Genomic DNA, 24897 nt, shown 5'->3' with positions numbered 1-24897 from the left:
CTCTGCTGCAGACAACGCAGCGCGCTGAACGGCAAAGCCGGTGAGCGAAGTTCTTTAACAAACAAACAACCGATAAGTGTGGGCGCTGGGTAGCGGACGCCACTGTCTTCGGACGGTGCTGCTTCACAAGTTATACAGTGCTCGCACAGCAAAACGTGACTGGGTCTTCGGATCTGGTCAGTCAGTTTTCTGAGAGTGAGCGACCGCTCGAAAGAGCGAGGGAGCCGCGAGGCTTCCACACAGAGATTGAACTGAAGAGTTTGATCCTGGCTCAGATTGAACGCTGGCGGCATGCCTTACACATGCAAGTCGAACGGCAGCACGGGCTTCGGCCTGGTGGCGAGTGGCGAACGGGTGAGTAATACATCGGAACGTGCCCTGTCGTGGGGGATAACTAGTCGAAAGATTAGCTAATACCGCATACGACCTGAGGGTGAAAGCGGGGGACCGGTAACGGCCTCGCGCGACAGGAGCGGCCGATGTCTGATTAGCTAGTTGGTGGGGTAAGAGCCTACCAAGGCGACGATCAGTAGCTGGTCTGAGAGGACGATCAGCCACACTGGGACTGAGACACGGCCCAGACTCCTACGGGAGGCAGCAGTGGGGAATTTTGGACAATGGGGGCAACCCTGATCCAGCAATGCCGCGTGTGTGAAGAAGGCCTTCGGGTTGTAAAGCACTTTTGTCCGGAAAGAAATGGCTCTGGTTAATACCCGGGGTCGATGACGGTACCGGAAGAATAAGCACCGGCTAACTACGTGCCAGCAGCCGCGGTAATACGTAGGGTGCGAGCGTTAATCGGAATTACTGGGCGTAAAGCGTGCGCAGGCGGTTTGATAAGACAGGCGTGAAATCCCCGAGCTTAACTTGGGAATGGCGCTTGTGACTGTCAGGCTAGAGTATGTCAGAGGGGGGTAGAATTCCACGTGTAGCAGTGAAATGCGTAGAGATGTGGAGGAATACCGATGGCGAAGGCAGCCCCCTGGGACGTCACTGACGCTCATGCACGAAAGCGTGGGGAGCAAACAGGATTAGATACCCTGGTAGTCCACGCCCTAAACGATGTCAACTAGTTGTTGGGGATTCATTTCTTCAGTAACGTAGCTAACGCGTGAAGTTGACCGCCTGGGGAGTACGGTCGCAAGATTAAAACTCAAAGGAATTGACGGGGACCCGCACAAGCGGTGGATGATGTGGATTAATTCGATGCAACGCGAAAAACCTTACCTACCCTTGACATGCCACTAACGAAGCAGAGATGCATCAGGTGCCCGAAAGGGAAAGTGGACACAGGTGCTGCATGGCTGTCGTCAGCTCGTGTCGTGAGATGTTGGGTTAAGTCCCGCAACGAGCGCAACCCTTGTCTCTAGTTGCTACGCAAGAGCACTCTAGAGAGACTGCCGGTGACAAACCGGAGGAAGGTGGGGATGACGTCAAGTCCTCATGGCCCTTATGGGTAGGGCTTCACACGTCATACAATGGTGCGTACAGAGGGTTGCCAACCCGCGAGGGGGAGCTAATCCCAGAAAACGCATCGTAGTCCGGATCGTAGTCTGCAACTCGACTACGTGAAGCTGGAATCGCTAGTAATCGCGGATCAGCATGCCGCGGTGAATACGTTCCCGGGTCTTGTACACACCGCCCGTCACACCATGGGAGTGGGTTTTGCCAGAAGTAGTTAGCCTAACCGCAAGGAGGGCGATTACCACGGCAGGGTTCATGACTGGGGTGAAGTCGTAACAAGGTAGCCGTATCGGAAGGTGCGGCTGGATCACCTCCTTTCTAGAGGCTTGTGTCTCAAGCCTAGCGTTCACACTTATCGGTTTGTTTGCTGTTACAGCCAAGGGTCTGTAGCTCAGGTGGTTAGAGCACCGTCTTGATAAGGCGGGGGTCGTAGGTTCAAGTCCTACCAGACCCACCAAGTTATCCATGCGGGGGATTAGCTCAGCTGGGAGAGCACCTGCTTTGCAAGCAGGGGGTCGTCGGTTCGATCCCGTCATCCTCCACCATCGCTTCGATGGGCCTGGTTACCTTGGATTGGTGGTCAAATGCAAGCGCTTAGGATTGAGCGTTTGCATTTGGCATTGCCAAGCGATCGGAACGATCGGCTGTTCTTTAACAATATGGGATGTAGTAAAGGTGTCGCGCGAGCGTTGATGAGACGCTGCAGTACCAACGCGATACCGGGTTGTGATTGTATCAACCAAAATGTATTTAAGTGATCGAAAGATGACTTGGAATACGGCACAAATGCGAGAACTCAACCTGTAGTGAGCGGTGTCATAGAGCGCAAGCTTGAGACACACTTGTTATAGGGTCAAGCGAACAAGTGCATGTGGTGGATGCCTTGGCGATCACAGGCGATGAAGGACGCGGTAGCCTGCGAAAAGCTTCGGGGAGCTGGCAAACAAGCTTTGATCCGGAGATGTCCGAATGGGGAAACCCGGCCCGAATGGGTCATCCCACACTGAATTCATAGGTGTGGGAAGCGAACGCGGCGAACTGAAACATCTAAGTAGCTGCAGGAACAGAAATCAACCGAGATTCCCAGAGTAGTGGCGAACGAAATGGGAACAGCCTTGTACTCTTTAGCAGCATTGTTAGCAGAACGGGATGGAAAGCCCGGCCGTAGCAGGTGATAGCCCTGTATGCGAAAACAGCGTTGTGGAACTAGGTGTACGACAAGTAGGGCGGGACACGTGAAATCCTGTCTGAAGATGGGGGGACCATCCTCCAAGGCTAAATACTCGTGATCGACCGATAGTGAACCAGTACCGTGAGGGAAAGGCGAAAAGAACCCCGGGAGGGGAGTGAAATAGATCCTGAAACCGCATGCATACAAACAGTCGGAGCCTGGCAACGGGTGACGGCGTACCTTTTGTATAATGGGTCAGCGACTTACATTCAGTGGCAAGCTTAACCGATTAGGGCAGGCGTAGCGAAAGCGAGTCCGAACAGGGCGTTGAGTCGCTGGGTGTAGACCCGAAACCAGATGATCTATCCATGGCCAGGTTGAAGGTGCGGTAACACGTACTGGAGGACCGAACCCACTAACGTTGAAAAGTTAGGGGATGAGCTGTGGATAGGGGTGAAAGGCTAAACAAATCTGGAAATAGCTGGTTCTCTCCGAAAACTATTTAGGTAGTGCCTCGTGTGTCACCTTCGGGGGTAGAGCACTGTCATGGTTGGGGGGTCTATTGCTGATTACCCCGCCATAGCAAACTCCGAATACCGAAGAGTGCAATCACGGGAGACAGACATCGGGTGCTAACGTCCGGTGTCAAGAGGGAAACAACCCAGACCGCCAGCTAAGGTCCCCAAGATTGGCTAAGTGGGAAACGAAGTGGGAAGGCTAAAACAGTCAGGAGGTTGGCTTAGAAGCAGCCACCCTTTAAAGAAAGCGTAATAGCTCACTGATCGAGTCGTCCTGCGCGGAAGATGTAACGGGGCTAAGCCAGTCACCGAAGCTGCGGACGCACAGCAATGTGCGTGGTAGGAGAGCGTTCTGTAAGCCTGTGAAGGTGTCTTGTAAAGGATGCTGGAGGTATCAGAAGTGCGAATGCTGACATGAGTAGCGATAAAGGGGGTGAAAGGCCCCCTCGCCGTAAGCCCAAGGTTTCCTACGCAACGTTCATCGGCGTAGGGTGAGTCGGCCCCTAAGGCGAGGCAGAGATGCGTAGCTGATGGGAAGCAGGTTAATATTCCTGCACCGTCGTATGATGCGATGGGGGGACGGATCGCGGAAGGTTGTCCGGGTGTTGGAAGTCCCGGTCCCTGCATTGGAGAAGGCGCTTAGGCAAATCCGGGCGCGGAATTCAAGGATGTGGGGCGAGCGGCCTAGTGCTGCGAAGCAATTGGAAGTGGTTCCAAGAAAAGCCTCTAAGCTTCAGTCATACGAGACCGTACCGCAAACCGACACAGGTGGGCGAGATGAGTATTCTAAGGCGCTTGAGAGAACTCGGGAGAAGGAACTCGGCAAATTGGTACCGTAACTTCGGGATAAGGTACGCCCTGGTAGCTTGACTGGCCTGCGCCAGAAGGGTGAAGGGGTTGCAATAAAATGGTGGCTGCGACTGTTTAATAAAAACACAGCACTCTGCAAACACGAAAGTGGACGTATAGGGTGTGACGCCTGCCCGGTGCCGGAAGATTAAATGATGGGGTGCAAGCTCTTGATTGAAGTCCCGGTAAACGGCGGCCGTAACTATAACGGTCCTAAGGTAGCGAAATTCCTTGTCGGGTAAGTTCCGACCTGCACGAATGGCGTAACGATGGCCACACTGTCTCCTCCCGAGACTCAGCGAAGTTGAAGTGTTTGTGATGATGCAATCTCCCCGCGGCTAGACGGAAAGACCCCATGAACCTTTACTGTAGCTTTGCATTGGACTTTGAACCGATCTGTGTAGGATAGGTGGGAGGCTTTGAAGCGTGGACGCTAGTTCACGTGGAGCCGTCCTTGAAATACCACCCTGGTTTGTTTGAGGTTCTAACCTTGGCCCGTGAATCCGGGTCGGGGACAGTGCATGGTAGGCAGTTTGACTGGGGCGGTCTCCTCCCAAAGTGTAACGGAGGAGTTCGAAGGTACGCTTGGTACGGTCGGACATCGTACCTAAAGTGCAATGGCAAAAGCGTGCTTAACTGCGAGACCGACAAGTCGAGCAGGTGCGAAAGCAGGACATAGTGATCCGGTGGTTCTGAATGGAAGGGCCATCGCTCAACGGATAAAAGGTACTCTGGGGATAACAGGCTGATACCGCCCAAGAGTTCATATCGACGGCGGTGTTTGGCACCTCGATGTCGGCTCATCTCATCCTGGGGCTGTAGCCGGTCCCAAGGGTATGGCTGTTCGCCATTTAAAGAGGTACGTGAGCTGGGTTTAAAACGTCGTGAGACAGTTTGGTCCCTATCTGCCGTGGGCGTTGGAATCTTGACGGGGGCTGCTCCTAGTACGAGAGGACCGGAGTGGACGTACCGCTGGTGTACCTGTTGTCTCGCCAGAGGCATCGCAGGGTAGCTATGTACGGAAGAGATAACCGCTGAAAGCATCTAAGCGGGAAACTCGCCTGAAGATGAGGATTCCCTGGAGGCTTGACCTCCTTGAAGGGTCGTTCGAGACCAGGACGTTGATAGGCTGGGTGTGGAAGCGCAGTAATGCGTTAAGCTAACCAGTACTAATTGCCCGTAAGGCTTGATCCTATAACCAGTGTGTTTCACCTGGTGTGTGTGATCGTGTCTGTGCCCTCGGTTGGCACAATACGCACAACCCAAGACTACATCCCGATTCGCAGCGTTGGCCTCAACCTCAGCGCTGCACCCCCTTATGCCTGGTGACCATAGCGAGTTGGAACCACCCCTTCCCATCCCGAACAGGTCCGTGAAACGACTCCGCGCCGATGATAGTGCGGATTACCCGTGTGAAAGTAGGTCATCGCCAGGCTCTTACAATGCAAAACCCCTCGACAGCGTGTGCTGCGAGGGGTTTTTGCTTTGGGGGTTTTGAGTTTTGCAACGAGTGCTGCCGGTGACAACATGTCTGCAGCAGCACCCGCGCAAAAATACCCGTTGTTTTCCCGCTTCATCGCGGGTACCCCAGCATTCCTGCTCCACACGCCTTCTGCTATGTTCGATTCCCAAGTGCCCACATACGGCATGAAGTCGTTTGCAGCAAGCAGCAAGCAGTGAGCAATTGACAGGTCCTTGCCCAGGAAGCAGGGCCGGTTCCGGGATTCGAGGGGTTACATGACGGCCAAGGTGTTTCGGCTGGTTTTTACTGGCGCCGCCAGCGCGCTGATGCTGGCAGGATGCGCATCCAATCCCCCTGGTTCCACAGGCTTGGCCACTGCCGAAACTGATTCGGCCCGGGCTGCCGGCATCTCGGCGGTCGATTGCCAGGCTTTTGCCAAGCGCATGGCGTCGTACGCCGAGGCGCAGCGCGCTACCGAGCAGCGCGCGCTGGCTGCGGCCACGCCGGCAGATCCCCTTGCAGCGGCCAAGGCCCGAGCCGCCGAAGCAGATGCAGGCGAAGACGGCGAAGAGACCGACGCCGTGCCGCCGACCCTCGCCACGCTGCCGCTATTCTCAGCGGCGCAACGCGCGGGCCAGCTGCCAGTCGGCTGGCAGCCGTGGACCATCAACCGCAACAAGATTCCCACCCGCTATGCGATGGCCGAAATCGACCAGCGCGTCGTTGTCCATGCGCAGGCCGAGAGTTCGGCGTCTGGCCTCTATGTGCCGCTGCACGACCGTGATCCCGGCATGGTACGGTGGAGCTGGAAGACCAGCGGCATCATCCGCAATGCTGACAACAGCCACGGTCCGAGGGAGGACGCTCCGCTGCGCTTGTTCGTCGCCTTCGATGGCGACAAGGGCAGCCTGCCGCTGAAAGACCAGCTGATGTACGAGATGGCGCGGCTCACCACAGGCCGCGAAATGCCATACGCCACGCTGATGTACATCTGGGGCGGCAAGCGTCCGGAGGGCGCGGTGGTGGCCAATCCGCATACCGACCGTGTGCGCATGATCGTGGTAGATAGCGGCACTAAGCACGCTAATGAGTGGCGATGCCATGAGCGCGACCTGCGTGCCGACTATCGCAAGGCATTCGGCACCGACCCCGGGCGGGTGGTCGCGGTAGGCATCATGACTGATACCGACAACACCAAGAGCAAGGCGGAATCCTGGTACGGGGATATTGCGCTGGACTGACGCCAACGCCGGCGGCGTCAGCCGCCGACCGGCTCGGCCATCGCCAGCACCGCGAACGAGGCCAGCCAGTGCGTAGAAACGTACTCACCGCCAATGGCATATGGCAACGACGCCTCGATATGGTCTGACCACGCCCGTACGGCCTGCGGCCGCAGCGGGGCCGGCAATACTGGCTCAAGCAAGCGCCAGCACCATGCGCGCGACAGGTTGAGTCCGTCCAGGTGTGATGTCTTGGGGTCGCTGCGGTTGCCGACTTCCACCGGCGTCAGCCAGTTGGCCAGTTCGGCCGGACCTGGTACGAACATCTCCCACCACTGCCCAAACGCGCCGTCGTCCATGACGGCATGCATCAGCACGGCTTCGGTCATCCCGCCAGACAGGAATTCGTCGCCTCCGGGTTCATAGCGCGCCGGATAGCTGCGGTCATGGCCGAACCAGCGGTGCGCGCGCCGCACGATGGCGCGGCGCAAGTTTGTGTCCTGCGCCGCGCGAGCGTAGGCCAGCGCCATCACGCAGGCAAAGGCGCTGTTGAAGTGGGTGCCGGTACGCACCGGGAAATCGGCCGCGTCGAGAAACTCGGCCAGTTGCCGTGACAGGTGCGCGGCGAGCGGGGCGCAGGCCTCGGCCCATGCTGCGGCGCGCGGATCCTGCTGCGCCAGCGCCAGCAATTCGGCCTGCAGCTTCAGCACCCAGCCCCAGCCATATGGGCGTTCGAAGGTCCGGGAACCGGGCCGATGGAAATAGTCCAGTTCGACCGCGATATGCTGCGGCCGCAGTTGTGCGTCGAGGGTATCGCAGACCTCGGCTGCATCCTCCAGGTCCGGGTACTGCGCCAGCAGCCGCACCAGCAGCCAGTGCATGTGCACGCTCGAATGCCAGTCGTAGCTGCCGCAGAAGGCCGGGTGCCAGGTCGCCGGCTCGGCCACGTCACCGGCGGCGGACATCATGTGATCGACCTTGTACGGATAGCGGCGCAGGATATTGTCCAGCGCCACGCGCGCAAAGCTGCGCGCCGTCCCCCGATCGAGCGCCGAGCGGCCCATTGCAGATGCTCCCCCTGTCTTGCGCGAATGCGCTGTTACCGATTTTGCCTGCAGGCTGCGCCTTGAGATCTTGTTCTTACGCAGGTGCCAGCCACTTCTCCACCAGCCGTACGAAGAAGGTCGAGCCGACCGGCAGCAGTTCGTCGTTGAAATCGTAGCTGGGGTTATGCAGCATGCACGGCCCCATGCCATGCCCGCTTTCGCGGTGCGCGCCGTCGCCGTTGCCGAGGAACAGGTAGCAGCCCGGCTTTTCCTGCAGCATGAAGGAAAAATCCTCGGCGCCCATGGTCGGCTCGACGTTGCTGTCGACATTTGCCTCACCCACCAGTTCGGCCGCCACCTTGGTGGCGAAGCCGGTCTCGGCTTCGGTGTTGATCGTGGGCGGATAGTTGCGGTGGAATTCGTAGTCGATGGTGCAGTCGAACGCGCTCGCGACGGCGCGGGAGACTTCCTCCATGCGGCGCTCGATCAGGTCGAGCACCGGCACGGTGAACGTGCGCACCGTGCCGCCGATCCAGGCTTCGTTCGGCACGATATTGGTCGCATCGCCGGCATGGAACTGCGTGACCGAGATCACAGCGGTATCGATGGGGCGCTTGTTGCGGGTGATGATCCCTTGCAGCGCCGAGACGATCTGCGCGGCGGTGAAGACCGGGTCGTTGCCATTGTGCGGCATGGCCGCATGCGCGCCCTTGCCGCGCACGACGATGCGGAATTCATTGCTGGATGCCATCAGCGGGCCTGCGCGCGTGCCGAAAGCGCCGACTGGCATGCCCGGCCAGTTGTGCACGCCGAATACCGCATCGCACGGGAAACGCGAGAACAATCCGTCCTTGATCATCTCGCGCGCACCGCCGCCGCCTTCCTCTGCCGGCTGGAAGATCAGATGCACGGTGCCATCGAAGGGCTTGTGCTGCGCCAGGTAACGTGCCGCACCCAACAGCATCGCGGTATGGCCATCGTGGCCGCACGCATGCATCTTGCCGGCATGCTGCGAACGGTGGCCGAAGGTGTTGGCCTCTTGCAGCGGCAGGGCGTCCATGTCGGCGCGCAGGCCGATGGTGCGCGCGCTGCTGCCGTTGCGGATCACGCCGACCAGGCCGGTGGTGCCAAGGCCGCGATGCACTTCGATGCCCCACGATTCCAGGTTGCGCGCAACCACATCGGCGGTGCGCTGTTCTTCGAAGCAGAGTTCCGGATGGGCATGGATATCGCGGCGGATCTCGCGGATTTCGGCTTGTGCCTGCAGGATTTCGGGGATGAGCTTCATGGTGCCGGAGTCTGGGCGTGGCGAGCCGGGTAGGCGTCGGATACCCCCGATCATACGATGCCTATCGGAAAAGCGCCAAAATGCGCCGGTTCGTGCCCCATCGAGCGAATGGCGCGGTGCAATATGCCAAACGCTGTGGGTTTCCCCGCATTGCCGACGTATGTCGACTGCTGGAACAGTTCATGCTTGAAGTGCCCGGCCGGCAATTTGCCGCTTTCCGCTGCGTAACCTGACCAACAAGCGCACCAAAAAGCAGCGCCGGCGCGCGACTGACCGCGTGACCCGCGGCGCGCGCGCATTGCCGATCCTAAACGTCTGCTTCACTTCCTACAGGGAGAATTGCGCGATGTCCCTTCGCACTTTCAAGAAGGCAATCGGTGTTGTCGCCGTAGCCGGGGCCCTTGGCCTGGCATGGTCCGGCAGCGCCCAGGCCGCGGACCTCAAACTGGCCATGAGTTCGCCGCCGACCTCGATGGATCCGCACTTCTACAACCTGTTCTCGAATATAAACGTATCGGAGCACATCTTCGACTCGCTGGTGAAGATGGACCCGGACAGCCGCATCATCCCGGGCCTGGCCGAGTCATGGAAGCTGGTCAACAACCTGACCTGGGAATTCAACATCCGCAAGGGCGTGAAGTTCCATGATGGCAGCGAACTGACCACGGACGACATCGTCTGGTCGCTGGACCGCCCGGCGACGATCCAGAACAGCCCGGGCAAGTTCGACGTCTACACCAAGGCGATCATCAACAAGAAGGTGATCGACAAGTACACGATCCAGCTGACCACGAACAAGCCGTACCCGCTGATGCTGAACGACCTGACGTCGATCTTCATCGTGCAGAAGAAGGCGACGCAGGGGCTCGGTTCGGATGACTTCGCGCAGGGCAAGGGCATGATCGGCACCGGCCCGTTCAAGTTCGTCAGCTATGCGCGTGACGACCGGGTCGAACTGGTGCGCAATGACAGCTATTGGGGCGCCAAGCCGGCATGGGACAAGGCCACGCTGCGCTTCATCCCCAACCCGGCCACGCGCCTGGCCGCGCTGCTGTCGGGCGACGTGCAGGCGATCGAGAACGTGCCCACGCCTGACCTGCCCAAGGTTCGGCAGGATCCCAAGCTGTCGTTCTTCTCCAAGATCTCGCACCGCGTGATCTACCTGTACTTCGATACCAAGCGCGACAAGTCGCCTTACGTCACCACCAAGGAAGGCGCGCCGCTGGACAAGAACCCGCTGAAGGATGCGCGCGTGCGCAACGCCATCAGCATGGCGATCAACCGGCAGGGCATCAAGGACCGGCTGATGGAAGGCCTGTCCGAGCCGACCAACAACCTGGTGCCGCCCACACTGTTCGGCTACAACCCCAACCTGAAGACGGTCAAGTACGACCCCGAGGGCGCCAAGAAGCTGCTGGCCCAGGCGGGCTACCCGAACGGCTTCGGCGTGACGCTGCACACGCCCAACAACCGCTACGTCAACGACGAGAAGATCGCGCAGACCATCGCCCAGAACCTGACCCGCATCGGCATCGCCACCAAGGTGGAAGGCATGCCGATGGCGACGTATTCGTCCAAGGGCATCAAGCATGAGTGGTCGTTCGGCCTGCTCGGCTGGGGTGCGCAGACCGGCGAGGTCAGCTCGCCGTTGCGTGCGCTGCTGGCGTGCGAGGACAGCAAGAAGGGCTTCGGCACCACCAACTGGGGCGAGTACTGCAATCCGAAGATGGACGTAGTGCTGGAGGAGGCCCTGTCCACCGTCAATGACGGCGAACGTTCCAAGATGCTGCAGGAGGCGACCGCGATCGCGATCAACGATGGCGGTATCATCCCGATCCACCAGCAGGTCACCACCTGGGCCACGCAGAAGGGCATCGTCTACACGCCGCGTACCGACGAGCGCACCTACGCGCATAACTTCAAGCCCCAGTAAGTCAAGCCCCGGCAAGCAGGCTGCCTGCTGCTGAGTTCGCGGTGCCGCGCATGGCTGCCGCGCCGCCTGGAAGCGCATGGCGCTCCCGGGCGGCGTGCGCATTCACGCGCGAAAGGATAGTGGTCTGAATATGCTGGTCTTCATCATCCGGCGCCTGATGCAGAGCGTAGTGGTGCTCTTCGTCATGTCGCTGCTGGTTTTCCTCGGCGTCTTTGCCATCGGCAATCCCGTCGACATCCTGATCAACCCGCAGGCCGACCAGGAGGACATCAAGCGCACCATCGCGGCGCTTGGCCTGGACAAGCCGCTGTGGGAGCAATACTGGGTGTTCCTGCAGAACGCGTTGCAAGGCAACCTGGGTACCTCGTTCGCGCATGGCACGCCGGCGCTCAAGCTGATCTTCGAGCGCATGCCGGCCACCATGGAGCTGGCCGTGTGCGCGATCCTGCTGGCGATCGTGCTGGGCATTCCGCTGGGGCTGTGGGCCGGGTTGCGGCCCAACGGCGTGGCGGGCAAGTCGATCATGACGGTGTCGATCCTGGGCTTCTCGCTGCCCACCTTCTGGGTCGGCCTGATGCTGATCATGGTGTTCGCGGTGCAGCTCGGCTGGCTGCCTTCCAACGGGCGCGGCGAGACCGTGCGCGTGCTCGGCATCCCGCTCAGCTTCCTGACCGTCGACGGCATCCGCCACCTGGTGCTGCCCGCGGTGACGCTGTCGCTGCTGAATATCGCCATGGTGATCCGGCTCACGCGCGCCGGGACGCAGGAGGCGATGCTGCAGGACTACGTCAAGTTCGCGCGCGCCAAGGGCCTGTCCAACACGCGCATCGTCGGCGTGCATGTGCTGAAGAACATCCTCATCCCGATCGTCACGGTGATCGCGCTGCAGTTCGGCTCGATCATCGCGTTCGCGATCGTGACTGAATCGATCTTTGCCTGGCCCGGCATGGGCAAGCTGATCATCGACTCGATCCAGCTGCTGGACCGGCCGGTGATCGTGGCCTACCTGATGGTGATCGTGACGCTGTTCATCCTGATCAACCTGTTGGTGGACATCGTCTACAGCATGCTCGATCCGCGCGTGCGTATTGCCGACAACAAGGGCTGAGCCATGAGTGCCGTAACCGCCGAACCCCAAGACAAGACGCCGCCGGGCACGCCGCCGGCTGCGCGCGAACAGTCGCCGTGGCGCCGCTTTGCCGCGGAGTTCTTCTCCAGCAAGATCGCGGTGGCGGGGCTGGCCACGCTGGTCATCATCATCCTGATCGCGATCCTCGCGCCGTGGCTGGCGCCGCAAAACCCGTATGACCTGGCCACGCTCGACGTGCTCGATGCGCGCCTGGCGCCGGGCGAGAAGGCCGGCACCGGCATGACCTTCCTGCTCGGCTCCGACGAGCAGGGGCGCGACATCCTGTCCGCGGTGATGTACGGGCTGCGCATCAGCATTGGCGTGGGCGTGGTCAGCACCGTGATCGCGCTGTTGCTGGGCGCCACGCTGGGGCTGCTGGCAGGCTTCCTGGGCGGGCGCACCGAGGCCTTCATCATGCGCGTGGCCGACCTGCAGCTGTCGTTCCCGCCGATCCTGCTGGCACTGATCCTGCTGGCGTTCCTGCGCCCGGGCCTCGGCAATATCGTGATCGCGCTGGTGGCCGTGCAGTGGGCCTACTACGCGCGCACCACGCGCAGCGCCGCGCTGGTGGAGCGCCGCAAGGAGTATATCGAGGCGGCCACCTGCCTGGGCCTGCCGCCGCGCCGCATCATGTTCCGCCACCTGCTGCCCAACTGCCTGCCGCCGCTGATCGTGATCGCGGCGCTGCAGGTGGCGTCGGCGATCACGCTGGAGGCGACGCTGTCATTCCTCGGACTGGGCGTGCCGGTCACCGAGCCGTCGCTGGGCTCGCTGATCTCCAACGGCCAGCAGTACATGCTGTCGGGCAAGTACTGGATCAGCTTCTTCCCGGGCATCGCGCTGGTGGTCACCATCGTGGCGATGAACCTGGTCGCCGACCAGTTGCGCGACGTGCTCAACCCGCGCCTGCAGACGCAATAACCCGCGGGAGACCGACATGGCACAACCTACGCTGGTCGTAGAGAACCTGAAGACGCATTTCTACACGCGCGGCGGCATTGCCAAGGCCGTCGACGACGTGTCCTTTTCCGTGGGCCGCGGCGAGATCATGGGGCTGGTGGGCGAGTCCGGTTCGGGCAAGTCGATGACCGGCTACTCGATCATGGGCCTGATCGACCCGCCCGGGAAGGTCGTCGACGGACGCATCGCACTGACGAGCCGCGACGGCATCACGCGCGACCTGCGCGCGCTCACGCCGGCGCAGCAGCGCGACGTGCGCGGCAACCGCATCGCGATGATCTTCCAGGATCCGATGATGACGCTCAACCCGGTCTTGCGCATCGACACGCAGATGATCGAGGCGGTGCTGGCGCACGAAAACGTCGGCAAGGCGGTGGCGCGCGAGCGCGCGCGCAATGCGCTGGCGCGGGTCGGCATCCCTTCGCCGGACGAACGCCTGCTGGCTTATCCGCACCAGTTCTCGGGCGGCATGCGCCAGCGCGTGGCGATCGCGATCGCGCTGCTGAACAAGCCCGACCTGATCATTGCCGACGAACCGACCACGGCGCTCGACGTCACCATCCAGGGCCAGATCCTGTACGAGATGCAGACCCTGTGCCGCGAATCCGGCACGGCGCTGATCTGGATCACGCACGACCTGTCGGTGGTTGCCGGGCTGGCCGACACCGTGTGCGTGATGTACGCCGGCAGGATCGTGGAGGCCGGCGATGTGCGCCAGGTGCTGGAGCATCCCGAGCATCCGTACACGCATGGCCTGATCGGTTCGGCGCCGTCGCGCAACCCGCGCGGCGCGCCGCTGCGGCAGATCCCGGGGATGACGCCATCGCTGCTGAACCTGCCGGGCGGCTGCGCGTTCCGCGAGCGCTGCCCGTACGCGACCGCCGCGTGCAAGACCGAGCCGCCGCTGGAGACTGCCGCCGACGGCCGCCGCTTGCGCTGCTTCCATCCGGTGCTGGCCAACCAGGAGGCGGCATGACCACGACTGAACTGCAATCCCGACCGATGGCGAACGCCGCGGCCGACCCGACGCCGGCGGCTCCGCTGCTGGAGTTGCGCGGCGTGTCCAAGCGCTTCGTCAAGTCGCTCGACACCGCGGCGCGCATCGCCAACCTGTTCGGCGCTCATGCCCGCGAAGAGGTGGTGCATGCGGTCGACCGGGTTGACCTGAGCATCCGCACCGGTGAAGTCGTGGGCCTGGTCGGCGAATCCGGCTGCGGCAAGTCCACGCTGGGCCGCATGGCCGTGGGGCTGCATACGCTGACCGAGGGCGAGCGGCTGTGGCGCGGCACCAACCTCGACCACCTGCCGCCGGACAAGCGCCGCGAGAAGCAGCTGGCGATCCAGATGATCTTCCAGGACCCGTACGCCTCGCTCAATCCGCGGCTGCGCGTGCTGGATATCGTCGGCGAGGCGCCGGTGGTCCACGGCATGGTCGACCGTGGCAGGCAGAAAGGCTATGTCGAGGACATGCTGGTGCGCGTGGGTATGGACCCGACCGTGCTGCGCCGCTTCCCGCACCAGTTCTCGGGCGGGCAGCGCGCGCGCATCGGCATTGCGCGCGCGCTGGCGGTGAAGCCGGAGTTCCTGGTCTGCGATGAATCGGTGGCTGCGCTCGATGTATCGATCCAGGCGCAGGTGCTGAACCTGTTCATGCGGCTGCGCGAAGAGCTGAACCTGACCTACCTGTTCATCAGCCACGACCTTGGCGTGGTCAAGCACATCAGCGACCGCGTGGTGATCATGTACCTGGGACGGGTGGTGGAGTCGGCCCCGACCGAGGATGTGTTCGCCGCGCCGAACCATCCGTACACGCAGGCACTGCTGGCGGAAGCGCCGAAGCTGGAGGTCGGCAAGAAGACTTATGTGGCGATCAAGGGCGAGATTCCATCACCGTTGAATCCGCCGCCGGGGTGCCACTTTCATCCGCGCTGTCCGTATGCGATGCCACGTTGCAAGGAGGAGCAGCCGGTATTGAAGGAGATTGCGCCGCTGCGGTTTTCGGCTTGTCATTTGAATGACATGAAGTAGGGCGAGGGAACGTGCGATCCCGTTGCTTTTCTCCCCTCTCCCTCTTGCTACTCTTGCTGGAGAGGGGAGAACACCAAGGCGCCCGGACAACTCACCTCACCGGATCACCTGCCCCTTCGAATTAATCACCGTCATCTCCACGAACCGCGATCCCACATGGTTCTCCGGCGTGAAGTTGACGACGAACCCGCCCAGGTCAACGCTGCGCATCGATTCCAGCGCCGTCACCAGCTTCTCGCGCGTCAGGTCCTTGCCCGCGCGGCGCAGCCCGTCGGTAAAGGCCTTGGCGGCGATGTAGCCCTCGATGCTGGCGTAGTCGAACTCATTCGGCTTGCCCGCGGCCTGCAGCAGGCGCAGGTATTCGCGCACCACCGGCAGCGTCGCGTTGCCCGGATGCGGCATCACCTGCGAGATGATCACACCGCTGCCTTTCGCGCCGACCTCGTTGGCCAGCGCCTGCGTGCCGACGAACGAGACGTTATAGAACTGCCCGTTGTAGCCGCGGCGCAGCGCTTCCTTGACGAAGGCGCCGGCGGTGCGATACGCGCTGATCATCACCACGGTGTCAGGGCTGGCCTTGAGCACGCCCTGCATGGCGTCACCGATTTCCATCGTATTGCGGACCACGGCTTCGCGCGCGACCAGCTGCACGCCGCTGTCGGCGGCGCTCTTCAGTGCGCGTTCCAGCTCCTCCAGCTCGGCCTTGCCGTAGGCATCGTCGTTGTAGACCACGGCCACGCGCTTCAGGCCGGTGGTCTGGATCTGGCGCAGGATCGCCATGGCTTCGTCGCCGTAGCCGGCGCGAACGTGGAAGACGTAGCGGCTGCGCGGCTCGCGCACCGAGCGCGCGCCGGTGTACGGGCCGAAGAACGGCACCCTGGCCTGGATCGCCAGCGGCAGCGCGGCCTGGCTGGTGGGCGTGCCGACATAGCCGAACAGCGCGAAGACGCGGTCTTCCTCGATCAGCTTCCGGGTATTCTTGGCGGCCGGCTCGGGCTCGTAGTAGTCGTCCAGCGCCTCGAGCCGGATCTTGCGGCCATAAATGCCGCCCTGCTGGTTGATGTGGTCGAAATACAGCCGTGCACCCGCGTTCATCTGCTTGCCAAGCGACGCGGCGGGGCCGGTCAGCGCGGCCGACTGCCCCAGCAGGATGGAGTCGGCGGTGACGCCGTGCTCGGATGTGGCGGCGCTTGCCGCGGTGTTGGCGATGGCAGCGCCGGATGCGCCGCCCGTGCCGATGGCGCACGCCACCAGCAGGCCGGCAAGCCGGCCATTGACCCCGGATCGGAAAAACATAAACCCCCGCAAAAAGTGGTTCGGTTACCCGTTCGCCGCCATGGGCCGGTCTGCGCCGGCATTGGGCGGCAAGCGCGCCGCCAGCGTGGTGCCGGCCGCGCGCCGGCACATCATATCGAATACAATCCGATCGAGATACTCCCCGCCCTGGCCCCGCACGCCCGCACGGAGGGGACGCGCCGCAGCGCCGGCGCGGCGCCGGCCCGCGACCCGGGCGCCTGCGCCATAAACCTCACGTTCCGAACGAACGAAAGATAACGACAGACCGCCAGCCCCCGGAGATCCCATGGCTTCCCGCATCGTCCGCGCCGCCTGCCCGCATGACTGCCCCGACACCTGTGCCTTGCTCGTCACCGTAGAGGACGGCCGCGCCATCAAGGTGGCCGGCGACCCGGACCACCCCGGCACGCAGGGCGTGCTGTGCACCAAGGTATCGCGCTACACCGAACGCACCTACCACCCCGACCGGCTGCTGACGCCGATGAAGCGCATCGGCAGGAAGGGCCAGGGCAAGTTCGCGCCGATCTCCTGGGACGAAGCGCTCGACACCATCGCCACGCGCCTGCAGGCCATCGCCGCGCGCGATCCGCAGGCCATCGTCCCGTACAGCTATGCCGGCACCATGGGTCTGGTGCAGGGCGAGAGCATGGCGGCGCGCTTCTTCCACAAGCTGGGCGCGTCGCGGCTGGACCGCACCATCTGCGCCAGCGCCGGTGCCACCGCGTTGCGCTACACCTATGGCGCCAGCGTCGGCATGGACATGGAGCACGTGGTCGATGCGAAGCTGGTGATCATCTGGGGCGGCAACCCGATTGCTTCCAACCTGCATTTCTGGACGCGTGCGCAGGAAGCCAAGCGGCGCGGCGCGACCCTGGTGGCGATTGATCCCTACCGATCGCTGAGTGCCGAGAAATGCCATCGCCATATCGCGCCGATGCCCGGTACCGACGGCGCGCTGGCACTGGGGATGATCCATATTCTGGTCCGCGATGGGCTGCTCGACCATGACTACATCGAACGCCACACGGTGGGCTTCGAGGCGCTGCGCGAGCGCGCCCAGGCCTATCCGCCGGCGCGTGTGGCCGAGATCTGCGGCACCCCGGTGGAAGACATCGAGTGGCTGGCAGGCCTCTACGGCCAGCTGGCGGTGCGCGAGCGCCAGCCGGTGGCGATCCGCCTCAACTACGGCATGCAGCGCGTGCACGGCGGCGGCCAGGCGGTGCGAGCGGTGGCGTGCCTGCCGTCGCTGGTGGGCGCGTGGCGCCATGCGGCCGGCGGGCTGCAGTTGTCGACCTCGGGCTTTTTCCCGATCGACGACGCTGCGCTGCAGCGGCCAGACCTGCTGCCGGGCTGGCCGGAAACGTTGCCTCGCATGGTCAACATGAGCACCATCGGCGATGCCCTGTTGGCCGACCCCGCGCCCGGCGCGCCGCGCATCGAGGCGGTCATGGTCTACAACAGCAACCCGGTCGCGGTGGCGCCGGAGTCGTCCAGGGTCGCGGCCGGTTTTGCGCGCGAGGACCTGTTCACCGTCGTGCTGGAGCACTTCCGCACCGACACCGCCGACTATGCCGACATCCTGCTGCCAGCCACCACGCAGCTTGAGCACACCGATGTGCACAAGGCCTACGGCCACACCTATTTCCTCGCCAACAACGCCGCGATCGCCCCGATGGGCGAGGCGCTGCCCAATACCGAGATCTTCCGCCGCCTGGCGCAGCGCATGGGCTTCACCGAGCCGTGCTTTACGGACAGCGACGAGGACATCGCCGCGCAGGCGATCCTGCCGGGCGATGCGCGCGCCGCCGGCATCAGCTGGGCCACGCTGAAGGAGCAGGGCTGGCAGAAGCTGCCACTGGCTCCGGCGCCGTTTGCCGACGGCGGCTTCCCGACTGCATCCGGCAAATGCCAGTTCTATTCCGAGCCGATGGCGCGCGACGGTTTCGACCCGCTGCCTGCCTACGTGCCGCAGTACGAGTCGCCGTCGACCGCGCCGGAACTGGCGGCGCGCTATCCGCTGGCGATGATCTCGCCGCCGGCGCGCAATTTCCTCAACAGCTCTTTCGTCAACGTCGACAGCCTGCGCGCCACCGAAGGCGAGCCGCACCTCGACATCCATCCGGCCGACGCCGCCGAGCGCGGCATCGTGCACGGCACGATGGTGCGCGTCTTCAATGACCGCGGCAGCATGGTGGCGCGCGCCCGCGTCACCGAGCGCGCGCGGCGCGGACTGGTGGTGGGACTGTCGATCTGGTGGAAGAAGCTGGCCTCGGACGGCAAGAACGCCAACGAGCTGACCAGCCAGCGCCTGACCGACCTGGGCCGCGCGCCGGTGTTCTACGACTGCCTGGTGCAGGTGGAAGCCTGCGCCGAAGGGGCGGTCGCTCCCGCATGAAGCAGCGGCCCGGCCGCCGGCGCGGGGCGGCAATCCTGGCGGCGACGGGCCTGGCGGCACTGGCTCTGCTGACGGCCGGGTGCGACACGGTCGGATATTACGCGCAGTCGATCGGTGGCCACCTCGGCGTGATGGCGCAGGCGCAGCCGCTCAACGATGCCATTGCCAGCGCGCGCGACGCCAACGACGCGCGCCTGGCGCAGCGGCTGGCGCTGGCCGGCCGCATCCGCGACTATGCGTCGCGCGAGTTGCAGCTGCCCGACAACGGCAGCTACCGCCGCTACGCCAACCTGCATCGGCCCTACGTGGTGTGGAGCGTGTTTGCCACGCCCGAGTTGTCGATGGAGCTGCGCAAGTGGTGCTTCCCGATCGTCGGCTGCATCAGCTACCGGGGCTACTACGCGCAGGCCGATGCCGAGCAGTACGCGCAGGCCCTGCGCCGCGACGGCCTGGAAGCCTACGTGGCGGGCATTCCCGCCTATTCGACGCTGGGCTATTTCGACGACCCGCTGCTCAATACCTTCGTCTACCTGCCGGAGGGCGAGCTGGCGCGGCTGATCTTCCACGAGCTGGCGCACCAGGTGGTCTACGTGCGCAACGACACCGCCTTCAACGAGTCCTTTGCCACCGCGGTCGAAGCCGCCGGCGTGGAGCGCTGGCTGGCCGAGGATGCCTCGGAGGACGCGCGCGCCAGCTATCGCCAGTACGACGCACGCCGCCAGCAGTTCCGCGCGCTGCTGCTCGGCACGCGCGACCGGCTGGCGGCGCTGTACCAGACGCCGCTGGACGACGAAGCCAAGCGCGAGGGCAAGGCCAGGATCTTCGCCGACATGCGTGACCAATACGCGCGGCTCAAGGTGGAGTGGGGCAACTACAGCGGCTATGACCGCTGGTTCGACCAGTCGCTGACCAATGCCCACCTGGCGGCGGTGGCGACCTACCAGCAATGGGTGCCGGCCTTTACCGCGCTGCTGGTGCAGTGCGATGGCGACTGGCGCCGCTTCTATGCCGAAGCCGGCCGCATCGGCGCGCTGCCCGCCGCCGAGCGCGAGGCCGCGCTGCGCCGGCTGGCGCCGCCCGCGACCCGCGTCGATACGCTGACCGCGAGCGGCAAGGCGGCCGAGACCAACTGAGCCACCCAGATCCTGCTTGCAAGATCGTCAGCCTGGGAGGTCGGCGCGGAGGTGCACGCCCGCGGGCAGCGGCATGCGTTGCGGTCCATGCGTGAGGATCTTCTCGCAGTGATCGATGCCGGCGCGCCCGGCCGCCGCCCGGGTATGTACCCGTTGCTTTATATACCGATGGGTATGATGCTATGGCGACCCACGCTGGCGCCAATGCGCCGGATAGCTGGCCCATTCCGGTCCATTGCGCCATGCGAGAATTGCGATCATGTCGACCGTACAGAGCCCCGCCCCACCTGAAGATACGCCCGAGCCCGTGCCGGCGCGCATGCAAATCGCCGAACGCCAGGAGGCGCGCCGCCGCCAGATCCTCGATACCGCCGCGCAGCTCTTCTATACGAAGGGCTATCCCGGCATGACCATGAACGACCTGTGCCGCGCGTTGGGCGTGACCAAGCCGGCGGTCTACTACTACTTCACCGACAAGTACGAGATCTTCGATATCCTGTGCCGCGAGTCGGCGCAGACCTGCCTGCCCGTGATCCGCGAGACCGCCGACCCGGCGCTGCCGGTGCGGGAGCGGCTGCATGCCTGCCTGCTGGAAATGGCGCGCCGTTGCGTTGCCTGCCACGTGCCCGCGACGCTCAGCTTCCGCGACAACCAGTACCTGCGCCCGGATACCGTGGCCTGGCTCGACAGCATGGCGCGCGGCTTCTACCGCGACCTTTACGCGCTGCTGGAAGAAGGCAAGCGCGAAGGCGTCTTTGCCTTTGGCGATGCGCGCGTGACGGCGCATGCGATCGGCAGCGTGGTCGGCTTCATGTACACGTGGCACCAGCCAGGCCGCATGGATGACGAGGCGCTTGCGCACGAGCTCGCCACCAACATGATGAAACTGGTCTTGCCCTGAGGCAGATGAGCCCACGGGCCTAGGGGTTATCCCGCTGCCGCTGGGACACCGGTGGCGCATAATGCCCGTCAGGGGCGCATTGCGTCGTGCGATGGCCCCGAGGACTTCGTCTAAGTTGTTGTTTTAACCGGGGCGCCCGTTTAGCATCTCGGAAAAATCGAACGACCATTCAGAAAATCAGGAGACGGCGCTATGGAAAGAATTTGGCTGAAACACTACCCGGCCGGCGTCCCTGCCGAGATCGATGCCAGCCAGTTCCGCACGCTTGCCCAGCTGCTCGAAGCGTCTTTCCGCACCTACGCCGACCGCAAGGCCTTCGTCTGCATGGACAAGGCCATCACCTACGGCGAGCTCGACCAGATGTCGTCGCGCTTTGCCGCGTGGCTGCAGTCGCGCGGGCTGCGCCCCGGCGCGCGCGTGGCGATCATGATGCCCAATGTGCTGCAATACCCGGTGGTGCTGGCCGCGGTGCTGCGTGCCGGCTTTGTCGTGGTCAACGTCAACCCGCTGTACACCCCGCGCGAGCTGGAGCACCAGCTCAAGGACAGCGGCGCCGAGGCCATCGTCATCCTGGAGAACTTCGCCGCCACGCTGCAGCAGGTGCTGGGCCGCACGCCGGTCAAGCACGTCGTGGTCGCGAGCATGGGCGACATGCTGGGCGGGCTGAAAGGCGCGATCGTCAATTTTGTCGTGCGCAACGTCAAGAAGATGGTGCCGGAGTGGGAGCTGCCCAACTGCGTGCGCTTCAACAGCGTGCTGGCCGAAGGCAGCAAGCTGACGTTGCAGCCGGCGACCACCGGACCTGACGATGTCGCCTTCCTGCAATACACCGGCGGCACCACCGGCGTGAGCAAGGGCGCCGTGCTGCTGCACCGTAACGTGGTCGCCAACGTGCTGCAGTCCGAAGCCTGGATGCAGCCGGCGCTGGCCAAGGGCGGCCATATCGACCAGGTCGTCACCATTACCGCGCTGCCGCTGTACCACATCTTTGCGCTGACGGTCTGCTGCCTGCTGGGCATGCGCAGCGGCGGCATGAGCGTGCTGATCCCCAATCCGCGCGATATCCCCGGCTTTATCAAGGAACTGCAGAAGTACAAGTTCCACATGTTCCCGGCGGTGAACACGCTGTACAACGCGCTGATCAACAACCCGGAGATCGCCAAGGTTGACTTCTCCGGCCTGCGCGTGGCCAACGGCGGCGGCATGGCGGTGCAGGAAGCGGTGGCAAAGAAGTGGCTGGACAAGACCGGCTGCCCGATCATCGAGGGCTACGGCCTGTCCGAGACCTCGCCGTCGGCTACCTGCAACCCGACCGACAGCAACGCCTTCTCCGGCACCATCGGTATGCCGCTGCCTTCCACCGAAGTGGTGATCCGCGACGACGACGGCAAGGACCTGCCGCTGGGCCAGCCGGGCGAGATCTGCATCCGCGGCCCGCAAGTGATGGCAGGCTACTGGAACCGTCCGGACGAGACCGCCAAGGTCATGGCCCCGGACGGCTTCTTCAAGACCGGCGATATCGGCGTGATGGACGAGCGCGGCTACACCAAGATCGTCGACCGCAAGAAGGACATGATCCTGGTGTCGGGCTTCAACGTGTACCCGAACGAAGTCGAAGGCGTGGTGGCCGAATGCCCGGGCGTGCTGGAAGTGGCCGCGGTGGGCGTGCCCGACACGCACTCGGGCGAGGTGGTCAAGCTGTTCGTGGTGAAGCAGGATCCGGCGCTGACCGAAGCCGACGTGATCGAGTTCTGCAAGGAGCGGCTGACCGGCTACAAGCGGCCGAAGTACGTGGAGTTCCGCACCGAGCTGCCCAAGACCAACGTCGGCAAGATCCTGCGCCGCGAACTGCGCGACAGCCGCAAGGCGGCCTGAGCGCCAGTCCCTGCGCAAACAACAACGGCCTCCGCAACGGAGGCCGTTTGTTTTGCCGCTTCAGCGCCTCAGCACTCGTTCGACGGCGCCAGCCTTGGATCCGTACTGCCGTCCAGGTAGATCACCCGCACGCACGCGCCGGGCTCCAGTCCCGGAGCCGCCGGCGCATTGGCCGACACCATCGCGCCATCCATGGTCCGCACCTTGTACTGGAACAGGTCGATCTGCTGCACCGGCGCCGGGCGGTTGAACAGCCGGCTCAGGTCGAAGGCAAAGCCCACGCCCACTCCGCCGCCACCGCCACCGCCCGCGGCACCCACGCCGACACTGGTGCCGCTGCCATAGTAGGCAGGCGCCTGCGCGACGTCCATCCGTGTCAGGAAGGTCCGCTCGGTCACGCGGCCGAGCTTGATGGTGGCATTCACCGGGGTCACCTGCGGCGATTGCGGCGTGCTGCTGCATGCAGCCAGGAGCGGCAGCAGGCCACACAGCGTGAGGTAGCGTAGCGTCTTCATGGCGAGATCAGGCCGTTCTTGAGCCTGCCGAGTAGTCGGAACAGCGCGCGCCGGTCGGTTTCGGCCAGCCCCGAGAACAATTGCCCGATCCATGCCTCGTGCGCGCGCGCCATGCGCGAGAACGCCGCGCGTCCGGCCGGCGTCAGGCGGATCAGGTAGGCGCGGCGGTCGGTGGGCAGCGCCTCGCGGGAAACCAGCCCCTCCTGCTGCAGCTGGTCGGTAATGCCTGTGACGTTGCCGCCCGTGACCATCATGCGGCGCGACAGCTCACCCATCTTCAGCCCTTCGGGGTGGCGGTCGAGCTGGGCCATCAGGTCGAAGCGCGGCAGCGTGCAGGCGAATTCCTGCCGCAGCCGCGAGCGGATGTCGCCCTCGATCAGGTTGGTGCAGGTCAGCAGCCGCAGCCACAGGCGCAGGTCTTCGTGCTCGGTCTGGTCGGCACGGGTTTCAAGGTCGACCGGCGCGCTCTCGGCGCCGGTGGCAGGAGACAGGTTTGGCATCTTCAGTGCAACGGTGCGCAGGTGTGCGGCGAACGCCGCCAGCGGTTGCCGGATCGGGCCGGCAGCCAACATTTGATGCCTCAAGTATATGCGCGATGCGGACGGTCGCCCTGCCGGCGATCAAATCGGCGTCAATCCACCTTGGCGCCGGAATCCTTGACCACCTTGGCCCATTTGGTGGTCTCGGCGCGGATCAGCGCGGCGAACTGCTCGGGTGTGTTGCCGACCGGTTCGGCACCCTGTGCCTGCAGGCGTTCGCGCACCGCGGGCGCGCCGAGCGCCTTGGCCACTTCCTGCTGGATGCGGTGCACGATCTCCGGCGGCGTGCCGGCGGGCGCCAGCATGCCGAACCAGGAGCTGGCCTCGTACTGCGGCAGGCCCGCCGCCTGCGCGATGGTCGGCACGCCCGGCAGCGCCGGCGAGGGCTTGGCGCTGGTCACGGCCAGCGCCTTGAGCTTGCCGGCCTTGATCAGCGCCATCGACGAGGGCAGGTTGTCGAACATCACCTGCATGGTGCCGCCGGTCAGGTCGGTCAGCGCCGGCCCGCTGCCCTTGTACGGGAAATGGACCATGAAGGTCTTGGTCTGCGTCTTGAACAGCTCGCCCGCCAGGTGGATCGACGTGCCGTTGCCGCTGGAGGCCATGTTCAGCTTGCCGGGGTGGGCACGCGCGTAGGCGATCAGGTCCTTGACGCTGTCGATCTTGTTCTGCTGCGCGAACGCCGGGTTGACCACCAGCACGTTTGGCACTGCCGCCACTTCGGTGATGGGCGCAAAGTCCTTGATGGGGTCGAATGGCAGCTTGCCGTACAGCGACTGGTTGATGCCGTGGGTACCGACCGTGCCCATCAGCAGCGTATAGCCGTCCGGCGCCGCCTTGGCGACGATATCGGCACCGATATTGCCGCCCGCGCCGGGCTTGTTGTCCACCACCACGTTCCATCCCGGCAGCTTGGCCAGCTCCGCGGCGACGGCGCGAGCCAGGATGTCGGTGGTGCCGCCGGCGGCGAATGGCACGACCAGGCGGATCGGCTTGGACGGATACGGATCCGCGGCCAGCGCCGCCGGCGCGGCGATGGCGCCGAGGCTGGCAGACAGCAGCAGCGCGACGACGCGCCGGCGATTGGGTTGCATGCGTGGTCTCCTGGTGTTGTGCGCCGCGCCTTGCGCCGGCGTGGGTCAGTGCATTCTAGTCGGCACCCGCGGCGGTGCCGA

General features: G+C 63.7%; 17 protein-coding genes, 2 tRNA genes and 3 rRNA genes. 16 read left to right on the top strand and 6 right to left on the bottom strand.

All coding sequences use genetic code 11. From position 1 onward, the window contains the following. Positions 1 to 248: 248 nt before the first annotated feature. The 7 genes from CTP10_RS14790 (at position 249) to CTP10_RS14760 (ending at position 6705) form a co-directional block, all read left to right on the top strand. Positions 249 to 1782, top strand: a 16S ribosomal RNA gene (locus CTP10_RS14790). A gap of 62 nt (positions 1783 to 1844) precedes the next feature. Next, positions 1845 to 1921: transfer RNA gene (locus tag CTP10_RS14785), tRNA-Ile, on the top strand. A 12-nt stretch (positions 1922 to 1933) separates the two neighbouring features. Next, positions 1934 to 2009 (top strand) — tRNA-Ala (locus CTP10_RS14780). Between the two features lie 306 nt (positions 2010 to 2315). Next, a 23S ribosomal RNA gene (locus tag CTP10_RS14775) occupies positions 2316 to 5196 on the top strand. A 127-nt stretch (positions 5197 to 5323) separates the two neighbouring features. Further along, a 5S ribosomal RNA gene (gene rrf / locus CTP10_RS14770) occupies positions 5324 to 5437 on the top strand. The 16S, 23S and 5S rRNA genes sit together here with 2 tRNA genes alongside, the layout of an rRNA operon. 92 nt (positions 5438 to 5529) lie before the next feature. Next, positions 5530 to 5682 (top strand): hypothetical protein, encoded by a 153-nt coding sequence (locus CTP10_RS14765; RefSeq protein WP_158577638.1) that lies wholly within the window; start codon positions 5530 to 5532, stop codon positions 5680 to 5682. A gap of 57 nt (positions 5683 to 5739) precedes the next feature. Beyond that, positions 5740 to 6705, top strand: a complete 966-nt coding sequence (locus CTP10_RS14760) for a DUF3047 domain-containing protein (RefSeq protein ID WP_116318257.1) — start codon at positions 5740 to 5742, stop codon at positions 6703 to 6705. 17 nt (positions 6706 to 6722) lie between these two features. On the opposite strand, the gene CTP10_RS14755 is transcribed toward CTP10_RS14760, so the two are convergent. Then, on the bottom strand, positions 6723 to 7748 hold the full coding sequence (locus CTP10_RS14755) for a DUF2891 domain-containing protein (protein ID WP_116318256.1): 1026 nt from the start codon (positions 7746 to 7748) through the stop codon (positions 6723 to 6725). Positions 7749 to 7824: 76 nt separating this feature from the next. Continuing rightward, positions 7825 to 9018, bottom strand: a complete 1194-nt coding sequence (locus CTP10_RS14750; protein ID WP_116318255.1) for a M20 aminoacylase family protein — start codon at positions 9016 to 9018, stop codon at positions 7825 to 7827. A gap of 346 nt (positions 9019 to 9364) precedes the next feature. Here CTP10_RS14750 and CTP10_RS14745 point away from each other — a divergent pair, with 346 nt between their 5' ends. The 5 genes from CTP10_RS14745 (at position 9365) to CTP10_RS14725 (ending at position 15068) form a co-directional block, all read left to right on the top strand. Next, positions 9365 to 10951: an ABC transporter substrate-binding protein gene (locus tag CTP10_RS14745; RefSeq protein WP_116318254.1), complete on the top strand. Its 1587-nt coding sequence runs from the start codon at positions 9365 to 9367 to the stop codon at positions 10949 to 10951. 130 nt (positions 10952 to 11081) lie between these two features. Further along, positions 11082 to 12059, top strand: coding sequence for an ABC transporter permease (locus tag CTP10_RS14740; protein ID WP_116318253.1), 978 nt, complete (start codon positions 11082 to 11084; stop codon positions 12057 to 12059). Between the two features lie 3 nt (positions 12060 to 12062). Further along, positions 12063 to 13001: an ABC transporter permease gene (locus CTP10_RS14735; protein WP_116318252.1), complete on the top strand. Its 939-nt coding sequence runs from the start codon at positions 12063 to 12065 to the stop codon at positions 12999 to 13001. A 16-nt stretch (positions 13002 to 13017) separates the two neighbouring features. Further along, the gene (locus CTP10_RS14730) at positions 13018 to 14016 is read left to right on the top strand and encodes an ABC transporter ATP-binding protein (RefSeq protein ID WP_116318251.1); all 999 of its coding nucleotides are present in this window, start codon (positions 13018 to 13020) and stop codon (positions 14014 to 14016) included. Beyond that, the gene (locus CTP10_RS14725) at positions 14013 to 15068 is read left to right on the top strand and encodes an ABC transporter ATP-binding protein (RefSeq protein ID WP_116318250.1); all 1056 of its coding nucleotides are present in this window, start codon (positions 14013 to 14015) and stop codon (positions 15066 to 15068) included. The genes CTP10_RS14730 and CTP10_RS14725 overlap by 4 nt, the downstream gene beginning before the upstream one ends. A 96-nt stretch (positions 15069 to 15164) precedes the next feature. Here the strand turns inward: CTP10_RS14725 and CTP10_RS14720 are convergent, their stop codons facing one another. Next, entirely contained in the window at positions 15165 to 16364 is a 1200-nt protein-coding gene (locus CTP10_RS14720) for an ABC transporter substrate-binding protein (protein WP_116318249.1), read from the bottom strand. 286 nt (positions 16365 to 16650) lie between these two features. On the opposite strand from CTP10_RS14720, the gene CTP10_RS14715 reads away from it, so the two are divergent. From CTP10_RS14715 to CTP10_RS14700, 4 genes are all read left to right on the top strand, one after another. Further along, positions 16651 to 18759, top strand: coding sequence for a molybdopterin-containing oxidoreductase family protein (locus tag CTP10_RS14715; protein ID WP_116318248.1), 2109 nt, complete (start codon positions 16651 to 16653; stop codon positions 18757 to 18759). Continuing rightward, positions 18756 to 19892, top strand: a complete 1137-nt coding sequence (locus CTP10_RS14710) for an aminopeptidase (RefSeq protein WP_116318247.1) — start codon at positions 18756 to 18758, stop codon at positions 19890 to 19892. The genes CTP10_RS14715 and CTP10_RS14710 overlap by 4 nt, the downstream gene beginning before the upstream one ends. 259 nt (positions 19893 to 20151) lie before the next feature. Further along, positions 20152 to 20793 (top strand): TetR/AcrR family transcriptional regulator, encoded by a 642-nt coding sequence (locus CTP10_RS14705; RefSeq protein ID WP_116318246.1) that lies wholly within the window; start codon positions 20152 to 20154, stop codon positions 20791 to 20793. A 192-nt stretch (positions 20794 to 20985) separates the two neighbouring features. Beyond that, a complete protein-coding gene (locus CTP10_RS14700; RefSeq protein WP_116318245.1) occupies positions 20986 to 22668 on the top strand; it encodes a long-chain fatty acid--CoA ligase in 1683 nt (560 codons plus the stop codon). A 68-nt stretch (positions 22669 to 22736) separates the two neighbouring features. Here the strand turns inward: CTP10_RS14700 and CTP10_RS14695 are convergent, their stop codons facing one another. From CTP10_RS14695 to CTP10_RS14685, 3 genes are all read right to left on the bottom strand, one after another. Further along, entirely contained in the window at positions 22737 to 23183 is a 447-nt protein-coding gene (locus CTP10_RS14695) for a hypothetical protein (protein ID WP_116318244.1), read from the bottom strand. Then, on the bottom strand, positions 23180 to 23683 hold the full coding sequence (locus tag CTP10_RS14690; protein ID WP_116318279.1) for a MarR family winged helix-turn-helix transcriptional regulator: 504 nt from the start codon (positions 23681 to 23683) through the stop codon (positions 23180 to 23182). Before CTP10_RS14690 ends, CTP10_RS14695 begins: the two co-directional genes overlap by 4 nt. 131 nt (positions 23684 to 23814) lie before the next feature. After that, positions 23815 to 24816, bottom strand: a complete 1002-nt coding sequence (locus CTP10_RS14685; protein WP_116318243.1) for a Bug family tripartite tricarboxylate transporter substrate binding protein — start codon at positions 24814 to 24816, stop codon at positions 23815 to 23817. Between the last annotated feature and the right edge of the window lie 81 nt (positions 24817 to 24897).

This window comes from Cupriavidus sp. P-10 (assembly GCF_003402535.2).
GTDB lineage: Bacteria > Pseudomonadota > Gammaproteobacteria > Burkholderiales > Burkholderiaceae > Cupriavidus.
Note: the sequence above shows the minus strand (reverse complement) of the source record. Positions and strands in the feature narration are given on the sequence as shown.